General features: G+C 66.7%; 12 protein-coding genes. 3 read left to right on the top strand and 9 right to left on the bottom strand.

Translation table 11 applies throughout. The features are described from left to right. Nucleotides 1-59 precede the first annotated feature (59 nt). The 3 genes from ABIC66_RS19620 to ABIC66_RS19610 form a co-directional block, all read right to left on the bottom strand. Nucleotides 60-1,775 carry a methyl-accepting chemotaxis protein gene (locus tag ABIC66_RS19620; protein ID WP_354072342.1) on the bottom strand — a complete coding sequence of 572 codons (1,716 nt, stop codon included), beginning with the start codon at nt 1,773-1,775 and terminating at the stop codon, nt 60-62. 401 nt (nt 1,776-2,176) lie between these two features. Then, on the bottom strand, nt 2,177-3,766 hold the full coding sequence (locus tag ABIC66_RS19615) for a response regulator (protein WP_354072340.1): 1,590 nt from the start codon (nt 3,764-3,766) through the stop codon (nt 2,177-2,179). A gap of 8 nt (nt 3,767-3,774) precedes the next feature. Continuing rightward, entirely contained in the window at nt 3,775-6,642 is a 2,868-nt protein-coding gene (locus ABIC66_RS19610) for a hybrid sensor histidine kinase/response regulator (RefSeq protein WP_354072338.1), read from the bottom strand. A gap of 446 nt (nt 6,643-7,088) precedes the next feature. Here ABIC66_RS19610 and galA point away from each other — a divergent pair, with 446 nt between their 5' ends. Further along, nucleotides 7,089-9,977: a beta-galactosidase GalA gene (gene galA, locus ABIC66_RS19605; RefSeq protein ID WP_354072336.1), complete on the top strand. Its 2,889-nt coding sequence runs from the start codon at nt 7,089-7,091 to the stop codon at nt 9,975-9,977. 266 nt (nt 9,978-10,243) lie between these two features. On the opposite strand, the gene ABIC66_RS19600 is transcribed toward galA, so the two are convergent. The 3 genes from ABIC66_RS19600 to ABIC66_RS19590 form a co-directional block, all read right to left on the bottom strand. Beyond that, nucleotides 10,244-11,164, bottom strand: coding sequence for a TolB family protein (locus ABIC66_RS19600; protein ID WP_354072334.1), 921 nt, complete (start codon nt 11,162-11,164; stop codon nt 10,244-10,246). A 268-nt stretch (nt 11,165-11,432) separates the two neighbouring features. Then, a complete protein-coding gene (locus tag ABIC66_RS19595; RefSeq protein WP_354072332.1) occupies nt 11,433-12,059 on the bottom strand; it encodes a cysteine hydrolase family protein in 627 nt (208 codons plus the stop codon). A gap of 43 nt (nt 12,060-12,102) precedes the next feature. Next, complete coding sequence (locus ABIC66_RS19590; protein WP_354072330.1) at nt 12,103-12,873, bottom strand: SDR family NAD(P)-dependent oxidoreductase; 771 nt, start codon at nt 12,871-12,873, stop codon at nt 12,103-12,105. Nucleotides 12,874-12,998: 125 nt separating this feature from the next. On the opposite strand from ABIC66_RS19590, the gene ABIC66_RS19585 reads away from it, so the two are divergent. Together ABIC66_RS19585 and ABIC66_RS19580 are read left to right on the top strand one after the other, a co-directional pair. Further along, nucleotides 12,999-15,083 carry a glycoside hydrolase family 65 protein gene (locus ABIC66_RS19585; protein WP_354072328.1) on the top strand — a complete coding sequence of 695 codons (2,085 nt, stop codon included), beginning with the start codon at nt 12,999-13,001 and terminating at the stop codon, nt 15,081-15,083. After that, nucleotides 15,080-15,496: a DUF6766 family protein gene (locus tag ABIC66_RS19580; RefSeq protein ID WP_354072326.1), complete on the top strand. Its 417-nt coding sequence runs from the start codon at nt 15,080-15,082 to the stop codon at nt 15,494-15,496. Before ABIC66_RS19585 ends, ABIC66_RS19580 begins: the two co-directional genes overlap by 4 nt. A gap of 19 nt (nt 15,497-15,515) precedes the next feature. Here ABIC66_RS19580 and ABIC66_RS19575 read toward each other — a convergent pair whose 3' ends face one another. Genes ABIC66_RS19575 through ABIC66_RS19565 form a run of 3 tightly spaced genes read right to left on the bottom strand, consistent with a single transcriptional unit; the run spans nt 15,516 to nt 17,988 of the window. After that, nucleotides 15,516-16,871 carry an alginate export family protein gene (locus tag ABIC66_RS19575; RefSeq protein ID WP_354072325.1) on the bottom strand — a complete coding sequence of 452 codons (1,356 nt, stop codon included), beginning with the start codon at nt 16,869-16,871 and terminating at the stop codon, nt 15,516-15,518. Then, a complete protein-coding gene (locus ABIC66_RS19570) occupies nt 16,868-17,563 on the bottom strand; it encodes a YoaK family protein (protein WP_354072323.1) in 696 nt (231 codons plus the stop codon). Before ABIC66_RS19570 ends, ABIC66_RS19575 begins: the two co-directional genes overlap by 4 nt. Next, on the bottom strand, nt 17,560-17,988 hold the full coding sequence (locus ABIC66_RS19565) for a DoxX family protein (protein WP_354072322.1): 429 nt from the start codon (nt 17,986-17,988) through the stop codon (nt 17,560-17,562). The genes ABIC66_RS19570 and ABIC66_RS19565 overlap by 4 nt, the downstream gene beginning before the upstream one ends.

Genomic DNA, 17,988 nt, shown 5'->3' with positions numbered 1-17,988 from the left:
GGGGCTTCGAACTCGTCCCAGCGGTCGCGCGCCGGCGCCGCGGAGCCGCGGCTGGTCGCTTAGGCGCGCATCGCTAGACGAGGGGCGCTGCGAGGGGCCGGCGACGACGCATTGACCGCCAAAGCTCCGGTGACATTGAATTGGCCGACCATTCGCCGCAGGTCGGCGGCTTCGGACTTCAAGTTGGCGGAGGCCGCCGTGGCTTCCTCGACCATCGCCGCGTTCTGTTGCGTGACCTGGTCCATCTGGTTGACCGCGACATTGACCTCGCTCAGCCCTGTGGCCTGTTCGCGGGAGGACTGGGCGATTTCGGAGATCAGGCTGTCGATCTGGCCGACCTTCTCGACGATCGCGCCCAGCGCGCGACCCGTTTCGCCAACAAGCTTCACGCCGCGCTCGACCTGAGCGCCGCTGTTGGAGATGAGGGTCTTGATCTCCTTCGCCGCATCGGCCGAACGCTGCGCCAGCGCGCGAACCTCTTGGGCGACGACGGCGAAGCCTCGACCCGCTTCGCCGGCGCGCGCGGCTTCCACGCCAGCGTTCAGGGCCAGCAGATTGGTCTGGAAGGCGATTTCGTCGATCACACCGATGATCTGGCCGATCTGCGCGGAACTGGTCTCGATTTCGCCCATGGCCGCGACGGCGTCGCCGACGATCTCGCCCGAGCGCGCCGCGTCCACCCGCGTCGCCCCCGCGGCGGCGGCGGCCTGACGCGCGCCTTCGGCGCTACGATTGACCGTGGCGGTGATCTCGTCGAGGGCGGCGGCCGTCTCCTCGAGGCTGGCGGCCTGCTGCTCGGTGCGGTGCGAAAGATCGTCCGAAGCCTTGGAAATCTCCTCGGCGCCGGCGCCCACGCTGCCCGTGATCACAGCCACCGCGCTCATGGCTTCGTCAAGCGCGGCCAGGGCGCGGTTGAAGTCGTCGCGCAGCTTCTGGAACTGCGGGTCGATCGGCCGGTTCAGTCGACAGCTCAAGTCATTGGCGGCCAGGCGTTCGAGGCCGCCCGCGATTTGGTTGATCGCGTCGATCCGGCCCGTCACCACGGTGGCGAACTTCACCACCTTCGCGACACGTCCGCCAGGGCCGAACACCGGATTGTAGGAGGCCTGGATCCAGACCTCGTTGCCGCCCTTGCCGATGCGCTTGAACTCCGCGGCGACATATTCGCCGGCGTTCAGCCGCCGCCAAAACTCGGTATATTCAGGGGAGCTGGCATAGGCGCGCTCGACGAACATCCGATGCGGTTGGCCCTTGATCTCCGAAAGGCTGTAACCGAGCGCGTCGAGAAAGTTCTGATTGGCGTCGAGCACCAAGCCGTCCGTCGAAAACTCGATGACCGCCTGGGCGCGCCCGATCGCGGCCAGCTTGGCCTCGAAATCGGCGTTGCGCAATTTCTGCTCGGTCACCACCGTGGCGACCTTGACCACGCTCCCGACCTTGCCGGAACGATTGCGCACGGGGTTGTAGGAGGCCTGGATCCAGACTTCGCGGCCGCCCTTGCCGATCCGCAGATATTCGCGCGCGTCGAATTCGCCACGGCCAAGCTTGGCCCAGAAATCACGATATTCCTGGCTGGCCGCGTAGCCGGGCTCGACAAAAAGGCTGTGATGCTTGCCGACGATCTCCGCGAGGCTATAGCCCATCGCCTCGCAGAAATTGGTGTTGGCGGTCAGGATCTTGCCGCTCAAGTCGAACTCGATGGTGGCCAGCGAGCGATTTAACGCCGCCAAGGTATTGGCCGAATGGCCATTCAAACGATTGCCTATGCCGATCATCGCGCTTTCCCCAAGCCCAAGCTGTCGCGCAAAGGAAGCGACTCAAGGTCAACGAACGGTAAAATTCGAAAGTCTGCTTTGTCGCACCTAGGAAAAGAGAGCCTGATCTGAGTTTTCGTCCTAGGTAAAACGCGCTATAAACGCGCTCATACAAATTGAATTTGCGTCTTTTTTGAATTCAACTCGCGATATACGTGAAATAGTTGAATTGAACGGCTGTGTTGTGGTGACGATCTGTCGCACCGATCCCAGGTGCGAGATCACGACGTAAATCTACCTCGCCGACGCCCTAGCGCTGCTCCTATACAACCGAGCGCGGTATATGCGGCTGCCCATGGAGACGGGACGCCCCCAAAACGCCGCCGAGTTCGTGTCTACCCTTGGCGCGGTCAGGCATCACTTTAGCCGACCGCCAAACGCACCGCCCGACTGAGGTCGGAAATGGCGATCGGCTTGCGCAGGACGGCGGCGGCCTCGATCTGGTCCAGGGCTAGGGAGTCCGCGTAACCGCTCAGAAAGACGATCGGCAAGTGAGGGTGCGCCGCCTGGGCGCGGCGGGCGACCTCGGCGCCGGTCATGCCTGGCATCGCGTAGTCCAGCACCACGGCGTCCGGAACTTCGGTCTCCAGCTGAGCGAGGCCTGAAAGGCCGTCGGCGGCGGAGCGTACGAAAAAGCCTTCGCTGATCAGAGCTTCGCAGAGGCTTTCGCGGACTTGGCGGTCGTCGTCCACCACCAGCACCTTCAGGCCCTCACGCCTTATCGCGATCGGGGGCGGCGACGGTTCGGCGATCAGCGCGGGCGCCGAACCGCGCGGCAGCGAAATCCGCACGCGCGTCCCCGCGCCCGGCGCGCTTTCGATTTCGCAATCTCCGCCGCACTGCCGCGCGAAGCCGTGAACCTGGGCGAGGCCGAGACCCGTGCCTGACCCTGTTCGCGTGGTGAAGAAGGGCTCGGTGGCGCGCGCCAGCACTTCGGGAGTCATCCCCACTCCTGTATCGGCGACTTCCAGGACGATCCAATCGCCTTGGAGACGTGTGCTCAGACGCACCACGCCGCCCTCGGCCAAGGCTTCGCGCGCATTGACGATCAAGTTCAGGGCGGCGAGCTCCAGCTGGGTGGCGTCGGTGTCGGCCCAGGCGCCCTGGGCCTCGAGCTCCACTTCGAGATCGACGCCCGGACCCAAGGCCTGACGCAGCAACGGGTCACTTCGTTGCAGAGTGGCGTCGATCTCGAGCGGCTCAAGACGCAAGCGCTGGGTGCGAGAAAAGGCCAGCAGCTGGCCCGTTACCTTGGCGCCGCGATTGGCGGCTTCCAGGGCGTTGTCCACAAAGCGCCTGTAGGGCGCCTCCGGCTCGATCTTCCGCTGTAGCAGCTCCAGATTGCCGATCACGGCCGCCAGCAGGTTGTTGAAGTCGTGGGCGACCCCGCCCGTCAGGCGGCCGATGGCCTCGATCTTCTGGGCCTGCATCAACGCCTGCTCGGCCTTCAAACGTTCAGCGGCTTGGCGATCGACCTCCTCAAGCGCCCGCTCCAGCTCGGCCGTGCGCGCGCGGACGCTCTGTTCGAGCTGGCCGTTCTCGCGACGCAGGCGCCCGAGAGTCAGGGCGCTGGCCAGCACCGGCAGGAGGTTGCTGAGCTTCAGCGGCTTCAGGACATAGTCCACGGCGCCGCTGCGCATCGACTCCACCGCCGAGGCGATCGAACCCTCGCCAGTCATGACGATTCCAGCCAGGTAGGGGTCGCGCTCATGAGCCCGCTGCAGGAGTTCGACGCCGGTGGTCGATGGCATCTTGAGGTCGGTCAGCAGAACGTCGAAAGCGCCCAGGGTGATCGCCTCCAGAGCCTGGTCCGGATCGGTGAAACCGGTGACGTCGAATCCCTTCGCCTCCAGCGTCACGCGCAGCGCCTGAAGGTTCGCCGCCTCGTCGTCGACGATCAGGAGGCGGGCGTGACGGCCGTCGGCATCTTGTCGATTGTCGGTTTCGACCATGGACTGACTCATGTCGTGAAGCGGGCGAGGGCGGCGCGGAGTTCACGCAGTTTGGGCGGTTTGCTCAGCACGAGATCGATATGGGGAGGGATTTCGTCGTCGGCGAGCAGCCCCTGGCCCCAGCCGGTCAACAGGATCACCGGCGTGGCGGCCGACAGCCCCTTGATCGCCGCGGCGACGCGACGGCCATCGACATAGGGCATGCCAAGATCGGTGACCACGGCGTCGAAGCCCTCTCCGGCCTGACTGGCCTCGAAGGCCTCGATCCCCGCCGCGCCGTCATTGGCCGAGGTCACCAGGTGTCCGTCGTTCTCCAGGGCATCGCCGAGCGCCTTGAGGAGGACGGGATCGTCGTCGACGAGGAGCAGGCGTAGCCGTCGGCGCGGCGCGAGCGGCGGCGCGTCGGTCGCCAAGCGTGGCTCGTTGGCTTCGGCGAAGGTCATGCAAATGGTCGTGCCTTCGCCGGGCGCGGACCGGATGTCGAGGTCGGCGCCGTGGCGCTGGGCGACGCCATAGACCATCGCCAGGCCTAGGCCGGTGCCGCGTTCGCCCTTGGTGGTGAAGAAGGGCTCAAGACAGCGCCGGCGCGCCTCGGCGTCCATGCCGACCCCGTTGTCTGTGACCTCGATCCGCACGGCCCGGCCCGCCTCGGCCCGAGCTTCGGCGACGCTCATCTTCAGGATCCCGCCTTCGGGCATGGCGTCGATGGCGTTGAAGACGAGGTTGACCAACGCTTCGCGGATCTCGCTCGCCACGCCCAAAACTGGTGGCAGGTCGGGCGCGAGGTCGGTTTCGACCTTGATGACGACGCCGCGCTGGATGGCCATGTCGTTCCATCGCGCGCGGGTCAGTTCGAGGACCTGGCCGACGAGTTCGCCGAGCTGGACCGGCTCCGTCTCGAGTTGGGCTTCGCGCAGCCGGTAGAACTCGCGCATCTTGCCGATGGTCTGGCCCACGTCCTCGACGGCGCGGCGAATGATTTCGAGCTGGCCCCGGCCGGCGGAACTGAGACCGGTCTCGGTCTCCAGCATGGCGTCGGCGTATAGCGAGACCGGCGAAAGGGCGTTGTTGATGTCGTGGGCGATGCCGCTGGCCATCTGGCCCAGCGCCTTCAGGCGTTCTTGTTGCAGGATCGCCTGCTGCGACAGCCGCAGGTCGTCATAGGCCGCCTGGAGCGCCGCGTGCAGCTGGGCTTGGTGGGCCGCGAGGGCGACGTGTTCGCTGAGCTGACGCAAGAATTCGCATTCGGCGCTGACGAAGGCGTTGGGCTGGAACCGGGCCACGATCAGCACGCCGAACACCTTGCTTTCGACCTGCAGAGGCGCGCAGACCATCGACCTTAGGCCGCCGGCGGCCAGACGTCGTGGAAACGGGAAGGGGACCTCGGCGATGTCGGGCTCATAGACCAACCGCCCCCTCACGCACTGCGACAGGCCGTTCTGGTCGATGGCGACGCGGGCGCGTTCGGGCATGGCCAGGTCCAGGGCCAGCGACCGGCTCTTGGCCCCGACAGCCGAGACCGTCAGCTCGCGCTCGACGTCGTCATAGAGGCACAGGCACGCGAAGTCGGCCGGCAATTGATCCTCGATGCTGCGGACGACGACCTGGAAGATGCTTTGGTTATCCTGCCGCTGACCGATGGCGCGGGTGATCTCGTCCAGGAGGCTCAGGCGTTCGAATTGCGTCCGGAGCTTGGCTTCGGCCGACTTGCGGTCCGTAATGTCGGTCGACACGCCGAACACGGCATAGGCCTGACCGGTCTCGTCCCGTAGGGGAGACTTCACCGAGACGTAGGTATGCGGGCCATCGTCGTGGGGAGCGACCTCCTCCTCGGTGAGAGCATGGTCCGCGGCGGCCACGCGCATATCCACCGCCCGAAACGCGTCGGCCACCTCGACGGGGAAAATGTCGTGGTCGCTTCGTCCGATCATCGCTTTGCCGTCGACATGGAAGATCTCGGCGTAGCGGCGATTGACCATCAGGTAGCGGCCCTGGAGGTCCTTGACGTAGATAACCGCCGGAGAATTCTCGACGACGGCCTCGAGCAGCCGTTGCCCGCGAAGGCGGGCTTCGATCTCCGCCTCCAGCTGCGCCGTCCGCTCATAGACGCGACGGTCGAGCTCGACGTTCAGATCCGACAGGGCGGTCTCGGCGCGTGCGCGTTCGCGCAGGTTCCGTGACGCCATCTGGAACAGAAAAAGCAGCAGGGTCAGATCGCCGGCGATCTTGCCCAGATGAGACACCATGGCTGGAGCGTCGGCGGGCGCTCGCGAATAGAGGATCGCGCTATTGGCCAAGGCCAGAACCAAGGCCGTGGCGGGCAGAGCGCCGATGATCTGATCGTCGCCGGCGCGGCGCCAGGCCAAGGCCCCGGCGATCAGCCATAGCAGCGGCGCCAAGATCAGCGCTGGACGCGTGACGCCAAGCGGACCCGGCGGCAGATAGGTGGGCAGATGCTGATAGGCGATGAGCAGCGCGACCGCCGCCGCCAAGGTCGCCGCCCCGAAGGTCGCCAAGCCGGCGCGGCCGTTTCTCCGCCATAGCAGCGCGCCAATCACCGCCAGGGGCAGCAAGTGGCTAGGCGGCGGCCAGGTCGACGGGCGAAGCACGGCGCTGGCGGCCCCGATGGCCGCCAGAGGACCGGACCATTCGACCGTCACCAAGACATGGACCATTTCCATGGCCCCGGTCACCAAGAAGGCGATAGCCAGGCGTCGGGCGACATCGTCGGACACCTGCTCGCCAGCGCTCCACAATTTTAGCGCCAGGACGCCGGACAGCATCGCCATCCCGGTGTCGAGGATGGTGTGGAGGTTTGGATACTCGCCGCGGCCGGCGGTGAGCAGGAAGGTTCCGATCAGCCCGAACGCGACCAAGATGAAGATCGCGGCGCTCGGAAGTCGGGCGGGCGGAAGGGGTATCGGCGCCGTGTTTCCTGTGGGCAAGAACTCGGCCAAGGTGCTGATCCCAAGCTGCGCTTCGCGCTACACCGACATTGGTATCTCAAGTTCAGTTGCACGCAACCCAGCGGGGAAAACGGACCGACGATCGAGACGGGCGTGAGCGCGCGTCGATCGAACACCTCGCTACGCGGCCAGCCGCCGCTCCGGCGGCAGGCAAACGCCGCCACTCTCCGAGCCGCTAGGACTTGAGCTCAAAGCGCCGCGCCGGATTCATCGGGCGGACATCACCGTTCGACCATGCAATTGTCTGACTAATTCTGATGACAGCTGCGTCGGGGGCGCCCACACTTTCCTCAGACAAGTTTGGCGGCAACGCATCGCGAGACGCCAACGCGTGGCTAGGGATCAGAGGGCGTGAAATGCGTGAAATGAGTGGGATCAGCCTCAACCGGCGCCGCTTCCTAGGGACGAGCTCGGCCGTGGCGCTGGTCGGCGGCGCGCCGCGCCTGGCGTGGGCGACCGCGGCGCTCGATTCGCCCTATCCCGTGCCGCGCCTCAAGGCCCCCGGCGAGCGACTGTCGCTGGATCGGGCTTGGCGCTTCCACCTGGGCGACGTGCCGTTTCCGAAAATCAAGGGGCACGGCTGGTCCTACGCCAACGCCAAGGCCGGCAACGCCGTGGGGGCGGCCGCGTCCGAATACGACGACAGCGACTGGCGCGAACTCGACCTGCCGCACGACTGGGTGGTCGAAGGGCCGTTCGACAAGGACGAGAACCTGGCGCAGGGCTATCGCTCGCGCGGCAAGGCCTGGTATCGCCGCGCCCTGCGGCTGGAGCCCGGCGATCGCGGCAAGCACCTCTCGATCGAGTTCGGGGCGATCGCCACGAACGCGACGGTCTGGGTCAACGGCAGCGTCGTGGCCCACAACTGGAGCGGCTACAATGCGCTGCAGATCGACATCACCCCGTTCGCCCGCTACGGCGACGAGCTCAACAGCATCGCCGTGCGGGTCGACGCCGATCCGATGGAGGGCTGGTGGTACGAGGGCGGCGGCATCTATCGCCACGTCTGGCTGACCAAGCGCGCGGCCGTGCACATCGTCGACGATGGCGTCCATGCCGATCCTCGGCGGGACGGGGAGGGGCGGTGGACCCTGCCGGTCGCCGCCACTCTGGGCAATATCGGATCCAAGACCGAGGCGGTCGAGGTCGAAGCCGAGCTGATCGATCCTTGGGGCAAGGTGGTCGTCGCGGGCCGCGCGAGCGCCGAGATCCCGCCGTTGGGCCAGGCCGAGGCTCGTCTCGTCCTAGACGTCGCAGCCCCGCGTCTGTGGTCGGTCGGCGATCCGGCGCTCTATACGGTCCGCACCCATGTCCGGCGGTCCGGCGAGACGGTCGACGAGGCCATCACCTCGACCGGCTTTCGAACGCTAAGGTTCGACGCCGCCGAAGGCTTCTTCCTCAATGATCGGCCCCTGAAGATCCACGGCGTCTGCCTGCACCAGGACCACGCCGGGGTCGGCGTGGCCGTGCCCGACAGTCTGTGGGACTTCCGGCTGCGTCGGGTCAAGGCGATGGGCGCCAACGCCGTCCGCTGCGCGCACAATGCGCCGGCGCCGGAAATGCTCGACGCGGCCGACCGGCTGGGCGTGCTGATCCTCGACGAGAACCGCAACTTCAATCCCAGCCCCGACTACATGCGGCAGCTGGAATGGCTGATCCGCCGCGACCGCAACCACCCTAGCGTCTTCCTGTGGTCGGTGTTCAACGAAGAACCCATGCAGGGCACCGAGGCGGGCTATCAGATGGTCCGCAGGATGGTGGCCGCCGTGAAACGCCTGGACGATAGCCGGCCGGTCACCGCGGCGATGAACGACGGCATGTTCACGCCGATCAACGTCTCTCAGGCGGTCGACGTGGTCGGCTTCAACTATCAGCCCGACAAGTACGATCGGTTCCACGCCGAGCATCCGAACCTGCCGTTGATGAGTTCGGAGGATACGTCCTCGTTCATGACCCGGGGCGAATGGTTCAGCGACCGTGCGCGCAACATCCTGGCCGAGAACGACGAGGAGCCCTCATCCTGGGGCGCCACCCACCGCAAGGCCTGGGAGGCGATCGCCAAGCGCCCATTCGTGGCTGGCGCCTTCCTGTGGTCGGGCTTCGACTATCGCGGCGAACCCACGCCGTTCGAATGGCCGTCGGCCAGTTCGTTCTTCGGAGCCATGGATCTTTGCGGCTTCCCGAAGATGGCGTTCTTCCTGCATCGGGCCCAGTGGATTGCGGATCGGCCCTTGCTGGACTTGGCCCCGCACTGGACCTGGCCGGGCAGGGAAGGCCAGCCGATCAAGGTGATGGCCCTGACCAACGCCGAGGCGGTCGAGTTGCGCCTGAACGGTCGGCTGATCTCACGCCAGACGGTCGATCCCTTCGTCATGCCGTCGTGGGCCGTGCCCTACGCGCCCGGGCGGCTGGAAGCGATCGGTTATGTCGGCGGCCGGCCGGTGTCGAAAGCAATCGTCGAGACCGCCGGCCCGCCGGTCGCCTTGCGGTTGACCCCCGATCGAGCGGTCTTGACAGGTGACGGCGCCGACGCCGCGCCGGTCACCGTCGAGGCCCTGGACAAGGCCGGACGGACGGTTCCCACGGCCAGCGCGTTCGTGACGTTCGAGATCGACAACGGACGGATCATCGGCCTCGGCAACGGCGACCCCAACTGCCACGAACCGGAAAAGGGCGCCGCGCGCAGCCTGTTCAACGGCCTGGCCCAGGTGATCGTGCAGAGCGACAGAGGCTCCAGTGGTGTCGTGCGCTTGAAGGCGTCATCACCGGGACTGCGGACCGCTGAAACGCGGCTGGCAATCCAGCCGGGGTCGCGGAACGCGGCGCCGCGGACTCCGCCAGTCTCGACCCTGTCCAACTGGCGCGTGTCGCCGGTGACGCGGGATCGTCCCGACCCGTCGACGAAGCCGGCCGACAACGACATGAACTCCTGGACCGGGGCCAAGCCAGGCCCGCTGCAGGCCGCCGATCCCCACGGCGGCTTCGTCCTCTATCGCCTGACCTTCACGCCGCGCGCGACGGTGCGGCGGGCCGGCGGCACGCTGATCTTCCGCCGTCTGACGGGATCGGCCGAGGTCTATGTCGACGGCGTCAAGGTCGCGGCCAAGACGGATACAGAGCCCGGCGTCCTGACCGCACGGCTGCCCGCCAAGGAAGGCGAGCGGACCGTGACCGTGTTGATGAGCGTGGCGCCAGGCGAACCTTTCGGCATGAGCGCGCCTGTGGTCGTCGAGGAACCCGCATGAACCTTGTTCCGCGTAGGTGGACCGCGTTTTGTGGCGCGTGTTCGCCGCGTTTCGCATGGCGAACTCGCGGGGGCGGCCATGACAAGACGCTGACCCGCGATCCCTGCAAGCCTTTCGGGGCTGGAAGCCCACGCGGTCGACATGGGCTATATCAAGCTGCCCTACCGCCTTGGCCTGCTGACCGCGACGCGCTCCAATCCGATTGGCCGTATGTGTCGCCGACCGAGCAAATGACGGCGGTTCGTTGTCGGCGGCGGCGAGATCGGTCAGCGTTGAGGGCGCTTATGGGCCGCGAGCCATGGCGTCAGGTCCAGGCGCCAAATTCGGCTGACTTCGCTGGTCTCGCCCGCCGCGACGGGCGCGGTGCTGTCGAAGTAGACGGAGGTCGCTCCAGCCCCCAGGTGAGGACCTTCGGCGCCGTCGTGATTGACCTTGTCGCCCAGGTCGATCGGCTCCTCCCAGCGGCCGTCCCGTCGGAAGCTGATGTAGAGACGGTTGGCCTGCCCCTTGGGCCCGTAGTTGGCGCTGAACACCATGAAAGACTCGTCGGGCGCTACGGCGGGATCGCGCTCGTCCGCGCTGGACGGCCCAAGGGCGACGGGCGTCGCCGCCTCGTAGCGACCCGCGCGATACTGCGCCCGAACAATATGGAAGGTCCGCGAAGCCGGATCGGGCCGCTGGAAATAGACGCTGCCGTCACGCACCACGCTGGGGGAGAACAATCGCGTGCCGTCGTTGACGGCGTCGGGCAGGCGCGTGGGCTCGCCCCAGCCAGAACCCTTGCGATCGACGCGCCAAAGCTGATTGCCCTGGCCCGGACGGACCGTGCCGTCGGCGCGTACAAGGTCGAGCGCCTTGCCGCCAGGCGTCGCTGGCCGGTTTGAATCGAAGATCATGAACGATCCGTCCGGCGACATGGCCGGGTCCTTGTCGGCCCATACGCCGGAAAACGACGCCGTCTCGGGCGCCGACCAGCCGCCCGCCTTGAGCCGCGAGACCATGATCTTCGAACCGCCCGCCTCCAAGCGATCGAAATAGACCGTCCGGCCATCCGGCATGAAGGTCGCCGCATCGGCGTCCACGGGACCGGAGATCACGCCCGGCGCAAACACCGCCGGGACACCAGCCTGTTGGGAGGGCTGCTGAACCTTGGCGGCAAGGGCGGCCACGAGGACGAGAGCGATCACGATAGTCTCCAAATCGATGCTGAAGGGGCACGAGGGCGGGCGAGCACCGCGCACGCCGCGTCAAGTCCGACGAACCTTTTTCATCAGGGCGAATTGCCCTTTCCAGGGGCGCCCGCCGTAGCGGCATCGGGCGCCCTGTAAATCGAATATTGGATATACTTGACGTTAAATCAATATGCCAAAGGGAGGCGCGGCGAGCGAACCTTATAGGCGGAGTCCGCCAAGTCGCTGAATCTGGCGTGTTCGCGGACCGCCGCCGCTTCGGACATCATGAAGCGCTCCTCGTCCGTGGATTGGCGATCCAGTCCTCGAGCGTCAGGTCGCACGTCGCTTCCGTGCGCGCGCCCATGCTGTTGCGCATCATTTCGAGCGCCCAGGTCGCACGCTGAGGATCGTCGCTGGCGACCAAGTCCTGCGGCGTCCACAGACCGTACTCGCGCATATAGGCGTCGGCGGCGGTGAACAGCACGCAGATGTCGGTGGCGACGCCGGTCAGGATCAGGCGGTCGACGCCGAGCTGCGGCAGGAGCACTTGAAGGTTGCTGGCGTAGAAGCCCGAGAACCGCGGCTTGATGACGAAGAAGTCTTCTTTGCGCGGCGCCAGCCGTCTAGCGATGTCGCGGCCTGGCGCGCCAGGGCGGGTGACGTACTCGATGATCGCTGAGCGTTCGGAGCGCCAATGGCCGAAATTGTCATTGACGTAGATGGACGGAACGCCGAGGCGGTCGGCCTCGGCGCGCAGGTTCACGATACGATCAGCGATGGCTTGGCAAGCCGAGATCAAAGGCCCGGCTCCGGAAAAATCCAAGTCGTTGATCATGTCGATGATCAGGAGGCCGACCCCGCCTGGCGCGGGCCCGGCGATCTTGGCGGCGTCTTCGGTTGGTGAGTTCATATCGGCCAAACACATGAGGTGAGGCGGTTTGGCTTAAGCGCCGTCACGCGCCTTGGCCCCAGTTGGTTTCCAATCCGCCATCGATGGTGAAGCTCTGACCCGTGATGTAATCGGCGTCCTCGGACGCCAGATACACCGCCAGTCGGCCGACCTCGCGCGGCTCTCCAGCCCGCTGCAACGGGATGTTCTCCTTGATCCTCGCCTGCCCCTCGGGGCTCTCGATCCGCTCCAAGGTCGGCGGCGCGCGGGTAAGGCCCGGCGCGATGGCGTTGACCGTGATCTTCTGCGGGGCCAGCTCCAACGCAAGACCACGAGTGAAGCTCAGGAGCCCGCCCTTGGCGGCGTTGTAGGCCGTGTATTTTGGACTGGGCGTGACCTCGTGCACCGAGGTGATGTTGATGATCTTTCCGCCGCTAGCCCGCCGGCGCACGAACTCCCGGCTGCAGAAGAACGGACCGTAGAGATCGACCTTGATCATCCGGTCGAAGTCTTCCGTCGGAGTCTGGGCGAACGGCGCCTGCTTGATCTCGGTGGCGCCGGCGTTGTTGATCAGGATGTCAGGCCGCCCCAGGGCTTCGACGACGCCGTCGAAGAGAGCGCTGACCGAGGCTTCGTCGACCTGGTCCAGGCGCGTGACGAAGGCTCGCCGGCCGCACGCTTCGACCTTCTGCTTGGTCTCGGCCGCGCCGGCCTGGTCGTGAAGATAGGTGATGGCGACGTCCGCGCCCTCGCGCGCCAGTTCCTCGGCGATGCCCTGGCCGATCCCCGAATCCGATCCGGTGACGATCGCGATCTTGCCGGTCAGTTGCCCCATGGTCTCGCTCCTTGTCTTGGGTCCTTGTCTTGGGTCCTTGACGCCAACGCGCGATCAAAAAGCCGGTTCGCGAACCTTTCGCCGGGAACTGGAGTTGAGCAGGTCGCCAGCCCCAAGGAGACGCGATGTCCAAACCCGTCAGTCCGCCGCCCGTTTCTGGCGAGGGCGGCCAGGATCTTCCGGCCTATGTCAGCAATGGACTGATTGGCCTGCGCGTACGCTGCCAACCCTTGCAGGCGGGCATGGCCTTGGTCAGTGGCTATGTCGGTGAGGATCCCGAGCGGCGGATCGAGGCGGCCGCGTCGGCCCCCTATCCCTTGGCCGGCGACATCGCCATCGACGGTGTCTGGCTGTCGGATCTGGGCCATCAGATCAGCGAGCTGGAACAGACTTACGACTTCGCTTGCGGCGAGTTGACCAGCCGTTTCGTCTTCAGCGCGCGTGGGCGCCGGGTCAGCTGTTCGGTCCTGACCTTCGCCAGTCGCGAGGACCCGACCCTGGTCTGCCAGGAGATCACCCTCGGCGTCGACGCGGCCTGCGAGTTGCAGGTCCGCGCCGGTATCGCCACGGCGGGCGTTCTTGGGCGAGCGTTACGGTTCTGGCGCGACACGCCCGGCGAGGCCGAGGCTAGCGCGGACGGGGTCGTGTTGTGGGAGGCGGCCGGCGAACTCAGTCGCGTCGGCCTGGCCTATGTGTCGCAAATGTCTGGCGGAGCCGCGGCGGAGGCAGAGCCCACGCGCCCGGCGCTGGACGCCTCTGGCCTGATCAGCACCTACGGCTTTCGTGCGCGCGCCGGCTCAACCTACCGCCTGCGTCAGATCACGAGCCTCGTGCCCGGCGCGCTCCACACCCGGCCTGACGAGCAGGCCGGACGCATGGTCGCCAAGGCCCGCCACGATGGCTTTGATGCAATCCGCGCCGAGAACCGCGCCGTCTGGGACGAGATTTGGAAAGGGCGTATCAAGCTGGTTGGGGCCGAGCCGCGCTGGCAAGCCTTGGCGGATGCGGCGTTTTTCTACCTGAATAGTTCGGTCCACGCCTCGTCATGCGCATCGACCTCGATCTTCGGCCTCGCGACCTGGCACGATTATCACTACTACTATGGCCACGTGATGTGGGACATCGAGGCCTTCGCCGTTCCGGTCCTGACCTTTGTCCAGCCGCAGGCGGCCGCCGCCTTGCTGGACTATCGCTTCCGAAATCTTGACCGCGCCCGCGCCAACGCCAAGCTGATGGGGCGGGCCGGCGCGCAGTTCCCGTGGGAAAGTTCCCCATCCCTGGGCGAGGAGTGCGCGCCGCTGCCGGGCACGGCCGCCTGGCACGAGGACCATGCCTCGTTGGACGTGGCGCGCGCCTTCACGCTGTTCGCCGATGTGACAGGGCAGGGGGAGTTCCGGCTCGAAAAGGCTTGGCCCGTGCTGTCGGGCGTCGCCGACTGGATCGCCTCCCGCGCCCATCACGGGTCTGACGGCTACGAAATCCGCGCCTCGATGGGCATCGCGGAACGTGAGGAGCCGGTCGACAACGCCGCCTTCAGCAACATGGCCGCCGTCGTTGTGCTCGAGGACGCGATCCGGCTGGGCGAGCGCCTTGGCCGCCATGTCGATCCGCGTTGGCGCGCGATCGCCGACGGCATGGCCGTTCCCCGGCGTGGCGACGTCGTGATCTCGCACGACGGCTACCGCAGGACGGAGGAAAAGGGCGCGACACCCGATCCGTTGATGGGGATCTGGCCCTTTGGCTTCGCCTTGCCGCCGCGCGAGGAGCAAGCGACTCTACGGTTCTATCTCGACCAGGCCGACCGCTATCTGGGCAGTCCGATGCTGTCGGCGCTCTACGGCGCCTGGGCGGCGCGGACAGGGGATCGCGCCCTGGCCCTGCGCCTGCTCGACGAGGGCTACGCCAAGTTCGAGAGCGGGCGCTTTGGCCAAATCCTCGAATATCGGCCCGATCGCTTTCCCGAGCAGCCGCGCGCGGGGCCTTTCTTCGCCAATATGGGCGGCTTCCTTAGCGCCTTGCTTCTAGGCTTCCCGCGCCTGGAGCCGAGCGACGCCGGGCCGGAGGCCTGGGGAGGCGCGCCCGCGGTCCTGCCGCAGGGTTGGGAGGCCATCGAGATAGACCGGATCTGGGTGCGCGGCCGGCCCGTGCGATTCATCGCCCGCCAAGGCGAACCGGCGCGTCTCATCCCGTTGGAGGAGAACTTCTCATGAAGCGCTACGCCTATGCCTGGCTGACCGGGCTCTTCTTCTTCGTCTCGATCCTCGGGCACTGGCTGTTTGGCTGGTTCGCGTTCGTCGACGAGCAGACGGCCCTGCATCAGGCTCCAAAGCTTGCGCCTTATTTGGTCGAGATGGGCCGCGACACGTTCGAGAACTGGCAGTCGGAGTTCCTGCAACTACTCTGGCAGGTCGTGGGGTTGGCCTATTTCCTCTATGTCGGCTCGCCATCCTCGAAGGAAAATGACGACCGCGCCGAGGCCAAGCTGGACGCCTTGATCCGGCTCCAGGCGGGCGAGCGAGCCGAAGACATCATCGCCGAGATCGACCGGCGTTTCCTGCGCGCCGGCGGTCATTCCAAGCCGCACGGTCACGGCCTCGCGGATGTGGTCGTCGGCCAAGAATAGAGGCGATGGCGGCTCGGCGTTAGAAGCGCGCTTGAATGAACACAACGGCAGTATCCGTGGCTCTTCCGCCGAGCGCGCGCACCGCGGGCCCGGCCGCCTGACGAGCGAACTGCGCCTGAAGCCTTAAGTTACGGCTCACCTGCCAGGAGCCGTCCAGCTGGATGGCGTCGCCAACATCCTTCGAACGGTCGACGCCGACAGGCGCCAGAGGAGCTAGAGGTTGCAAGTAGATGGCGTCCCCAGTGGTCCAGCGGCGATGGACGGTATAGCTGGCTTCTAGGCTGACGGCCTTGCATGGCGTCACGCCCAGGCTAGGCCGCAATGCGACCAGGTTGCCCCAGCTCGTCAGACCGGTCTCGTTGAAATAGGCGCCCTTCGGGAACATCGGATTGAAAGTTCCGAGCTTGCCGTCCGCCGGGTCCTTGTCGCCTGACCCCAGGTCGAGGCGTAGGCCCAGGCGCGGCTTCCACGGCTGGTTCAGCGTGTAGCCGCCGCCAGCCGAGGCGGCGAAGGCGCGGATGCGGCGACCCGCGAAACGCCCGCCCTGGATCAGGCCCTCGGCCTCGTAGTCGACGGCTCCCCGGGCTCCGGCCAGGCGAGCGCCCAGGCTGACGCGACGCTCGTCGCCGGTGACCTGGCCGAACCGCACTCGGTCGCGCTCCAGCCCCAGGGCGTAGACGTCCAGTGTCTGGCGCGGCGAGAGCTTCGTGGAAGCGTAGAGGCCGTAGAACCGCTGGGTGCGGCTGCGCTTGTCGTCGAAGGCGCTCGGCGAGAGCGCCACGGGTTGAAGGTAGAAGGCGTCCAGCTTCAGCTTGCCGGCCGCGCGGGTGACGCGAAGGCCGTCGAAGCTTTGGCGAATGTTCGGCGACTCCCGAACGGCGATGAAGCGCTGGGTCGGGTTCAGTTGCAGCTCCTGGCGGCCGAGGCGCGCGCGCCAGCCGGCGGCGGGCGCGACATCGACGAACAGCACCTGGGCGTCGACGCCGTCGCGGTCGGTCGTGGCGGGCGCGTCATGCTTGCCGATGTCGCGATGCAGGCCCAGCTCGCCATAGACACGCAGCGCGGGCGTCAGATGCAGGTCCCCGCTCAGCAGCAGGCGGCCAAGGGCGAAAGTGTCGGGCTGTTCGCCGTTCAGGCCGAAGCGGGGGGCGTCGATCGCGTCGATCCGCAGACGCGCCTCGCCGCCCAGGCTGAGATAGGCTCCGCCGCCCAGCGGGATGTAGCGCAGGGTATCGAGGCCCGCACGGTCCTGGACGCCCCTCAGGTAGCTATAGTCCTCGTCCGAGCGAACTGGCTTGAAAGGCGGGCCTTCCATCGCCTGAGGTGCGCCAGCGCAGGCCATGGCGGCCAGCAGAACGGTCGTGGCGAGTTTCATAACCGTTCCCCGCGGACGGCGTGGGCCACCGCCAACAGGGCGACCACGATGACACCCAGCGCGAGGCTCCAGGCGCCGGCGATCAGCACGCCGATCGCGCCCCCGATGGCGCCGAGCGCGAAGGCGGCCACCGGCGGCCAGGTCTTGAAGATCCGCGCCTTGAGCGCCTCGTCCGGACGGCCGCCGGCGATCATGAGATCGACGATGTCGATCGCCATCTGGGTGACGTTGCCGGTCATCATGGTGGTCGGCGCCAAGTGGGAGAAGACCACGCGAGCCCCGACGTTCTGCACCGCCATGGCGATCACGCCCACCAGCCCAGCCAGCATCACGGCCGGTTCGTTGGCGCTGGCGGCGGGGAGGGCGCGGGCGGTCAGCAGCATGAAGACCAGCAGAAGCGCGGCTTGCAGGGCGAGGACCATCACCTCGCAAGGCTGTTCCCGGGCTTTGCGCCAGCGGATCAGGGCATAGGTCGCGGCGGCCGCGCCAATGAAGACCGGCAGGGCCAGCAGCTTGGTCGCCAGGCCGCTAGCATCGCCGGCCAGACCGACGCCCAGCATGACGATATTGCCCGTGGCGTGAGCGACGAAGAGGCCGAACAACAGCACGAAGCCGATCACGTCGACATAGCCGCCGACAAAGGCCATGCCCATGCCGGTCACGCCGGCCAGGCGGGTTGGACGAGGGATCATGCGACCTGCTCCCGTCGGTCCAGCAAGGCGACTAAAATGAAGCCGCCGATCAGGCCAATGTGTTCGACAAAGGCGTTCGTGGCCACGAAGCGGTCGTGACCGGCCGCCATCGTCCAGAATGCGTTGGCGCGAAAGGCCGCCAGCAGGGTGAAGACGCCCAGCATGCCCGCGCCCAGCCAGAGCCAGCGACGCGTCAGGATCAGGACCGGCCCAATGACCTCGACGGCGATGGTCAGCGCAGCCCAGAATGCCGGAGGGTTCATGCCGAAATGGGCCTGTTCGGCGACCGCGCCAGGGAAGTCGGCGACCTTGACGACCGCGCCCAGCAGATAGGCGCTGACCAGGGCCAGACGGGCGATGTGCGCGGTGGGCGACAAGTCCAGGACGGCGCCGGCGAAGCGCGGGATTTCTCGCGAGCCAGCCAT

Origin of the sequence: Caulobacter sp. 1776, assembly GCF_040545685.1 — a bacterium.
In the GTDB taxonomy this organism is placed as follows: Bacteria; Pseudomonadota; Alphaproteobacteria; order Caulobacterales; family Caulobacteraceae; genus Caulobacter.
Note: the sequence above shows the minus strand (reverse complement) of the source record. Positions and strands in the feature narration are given on the sequence as shown.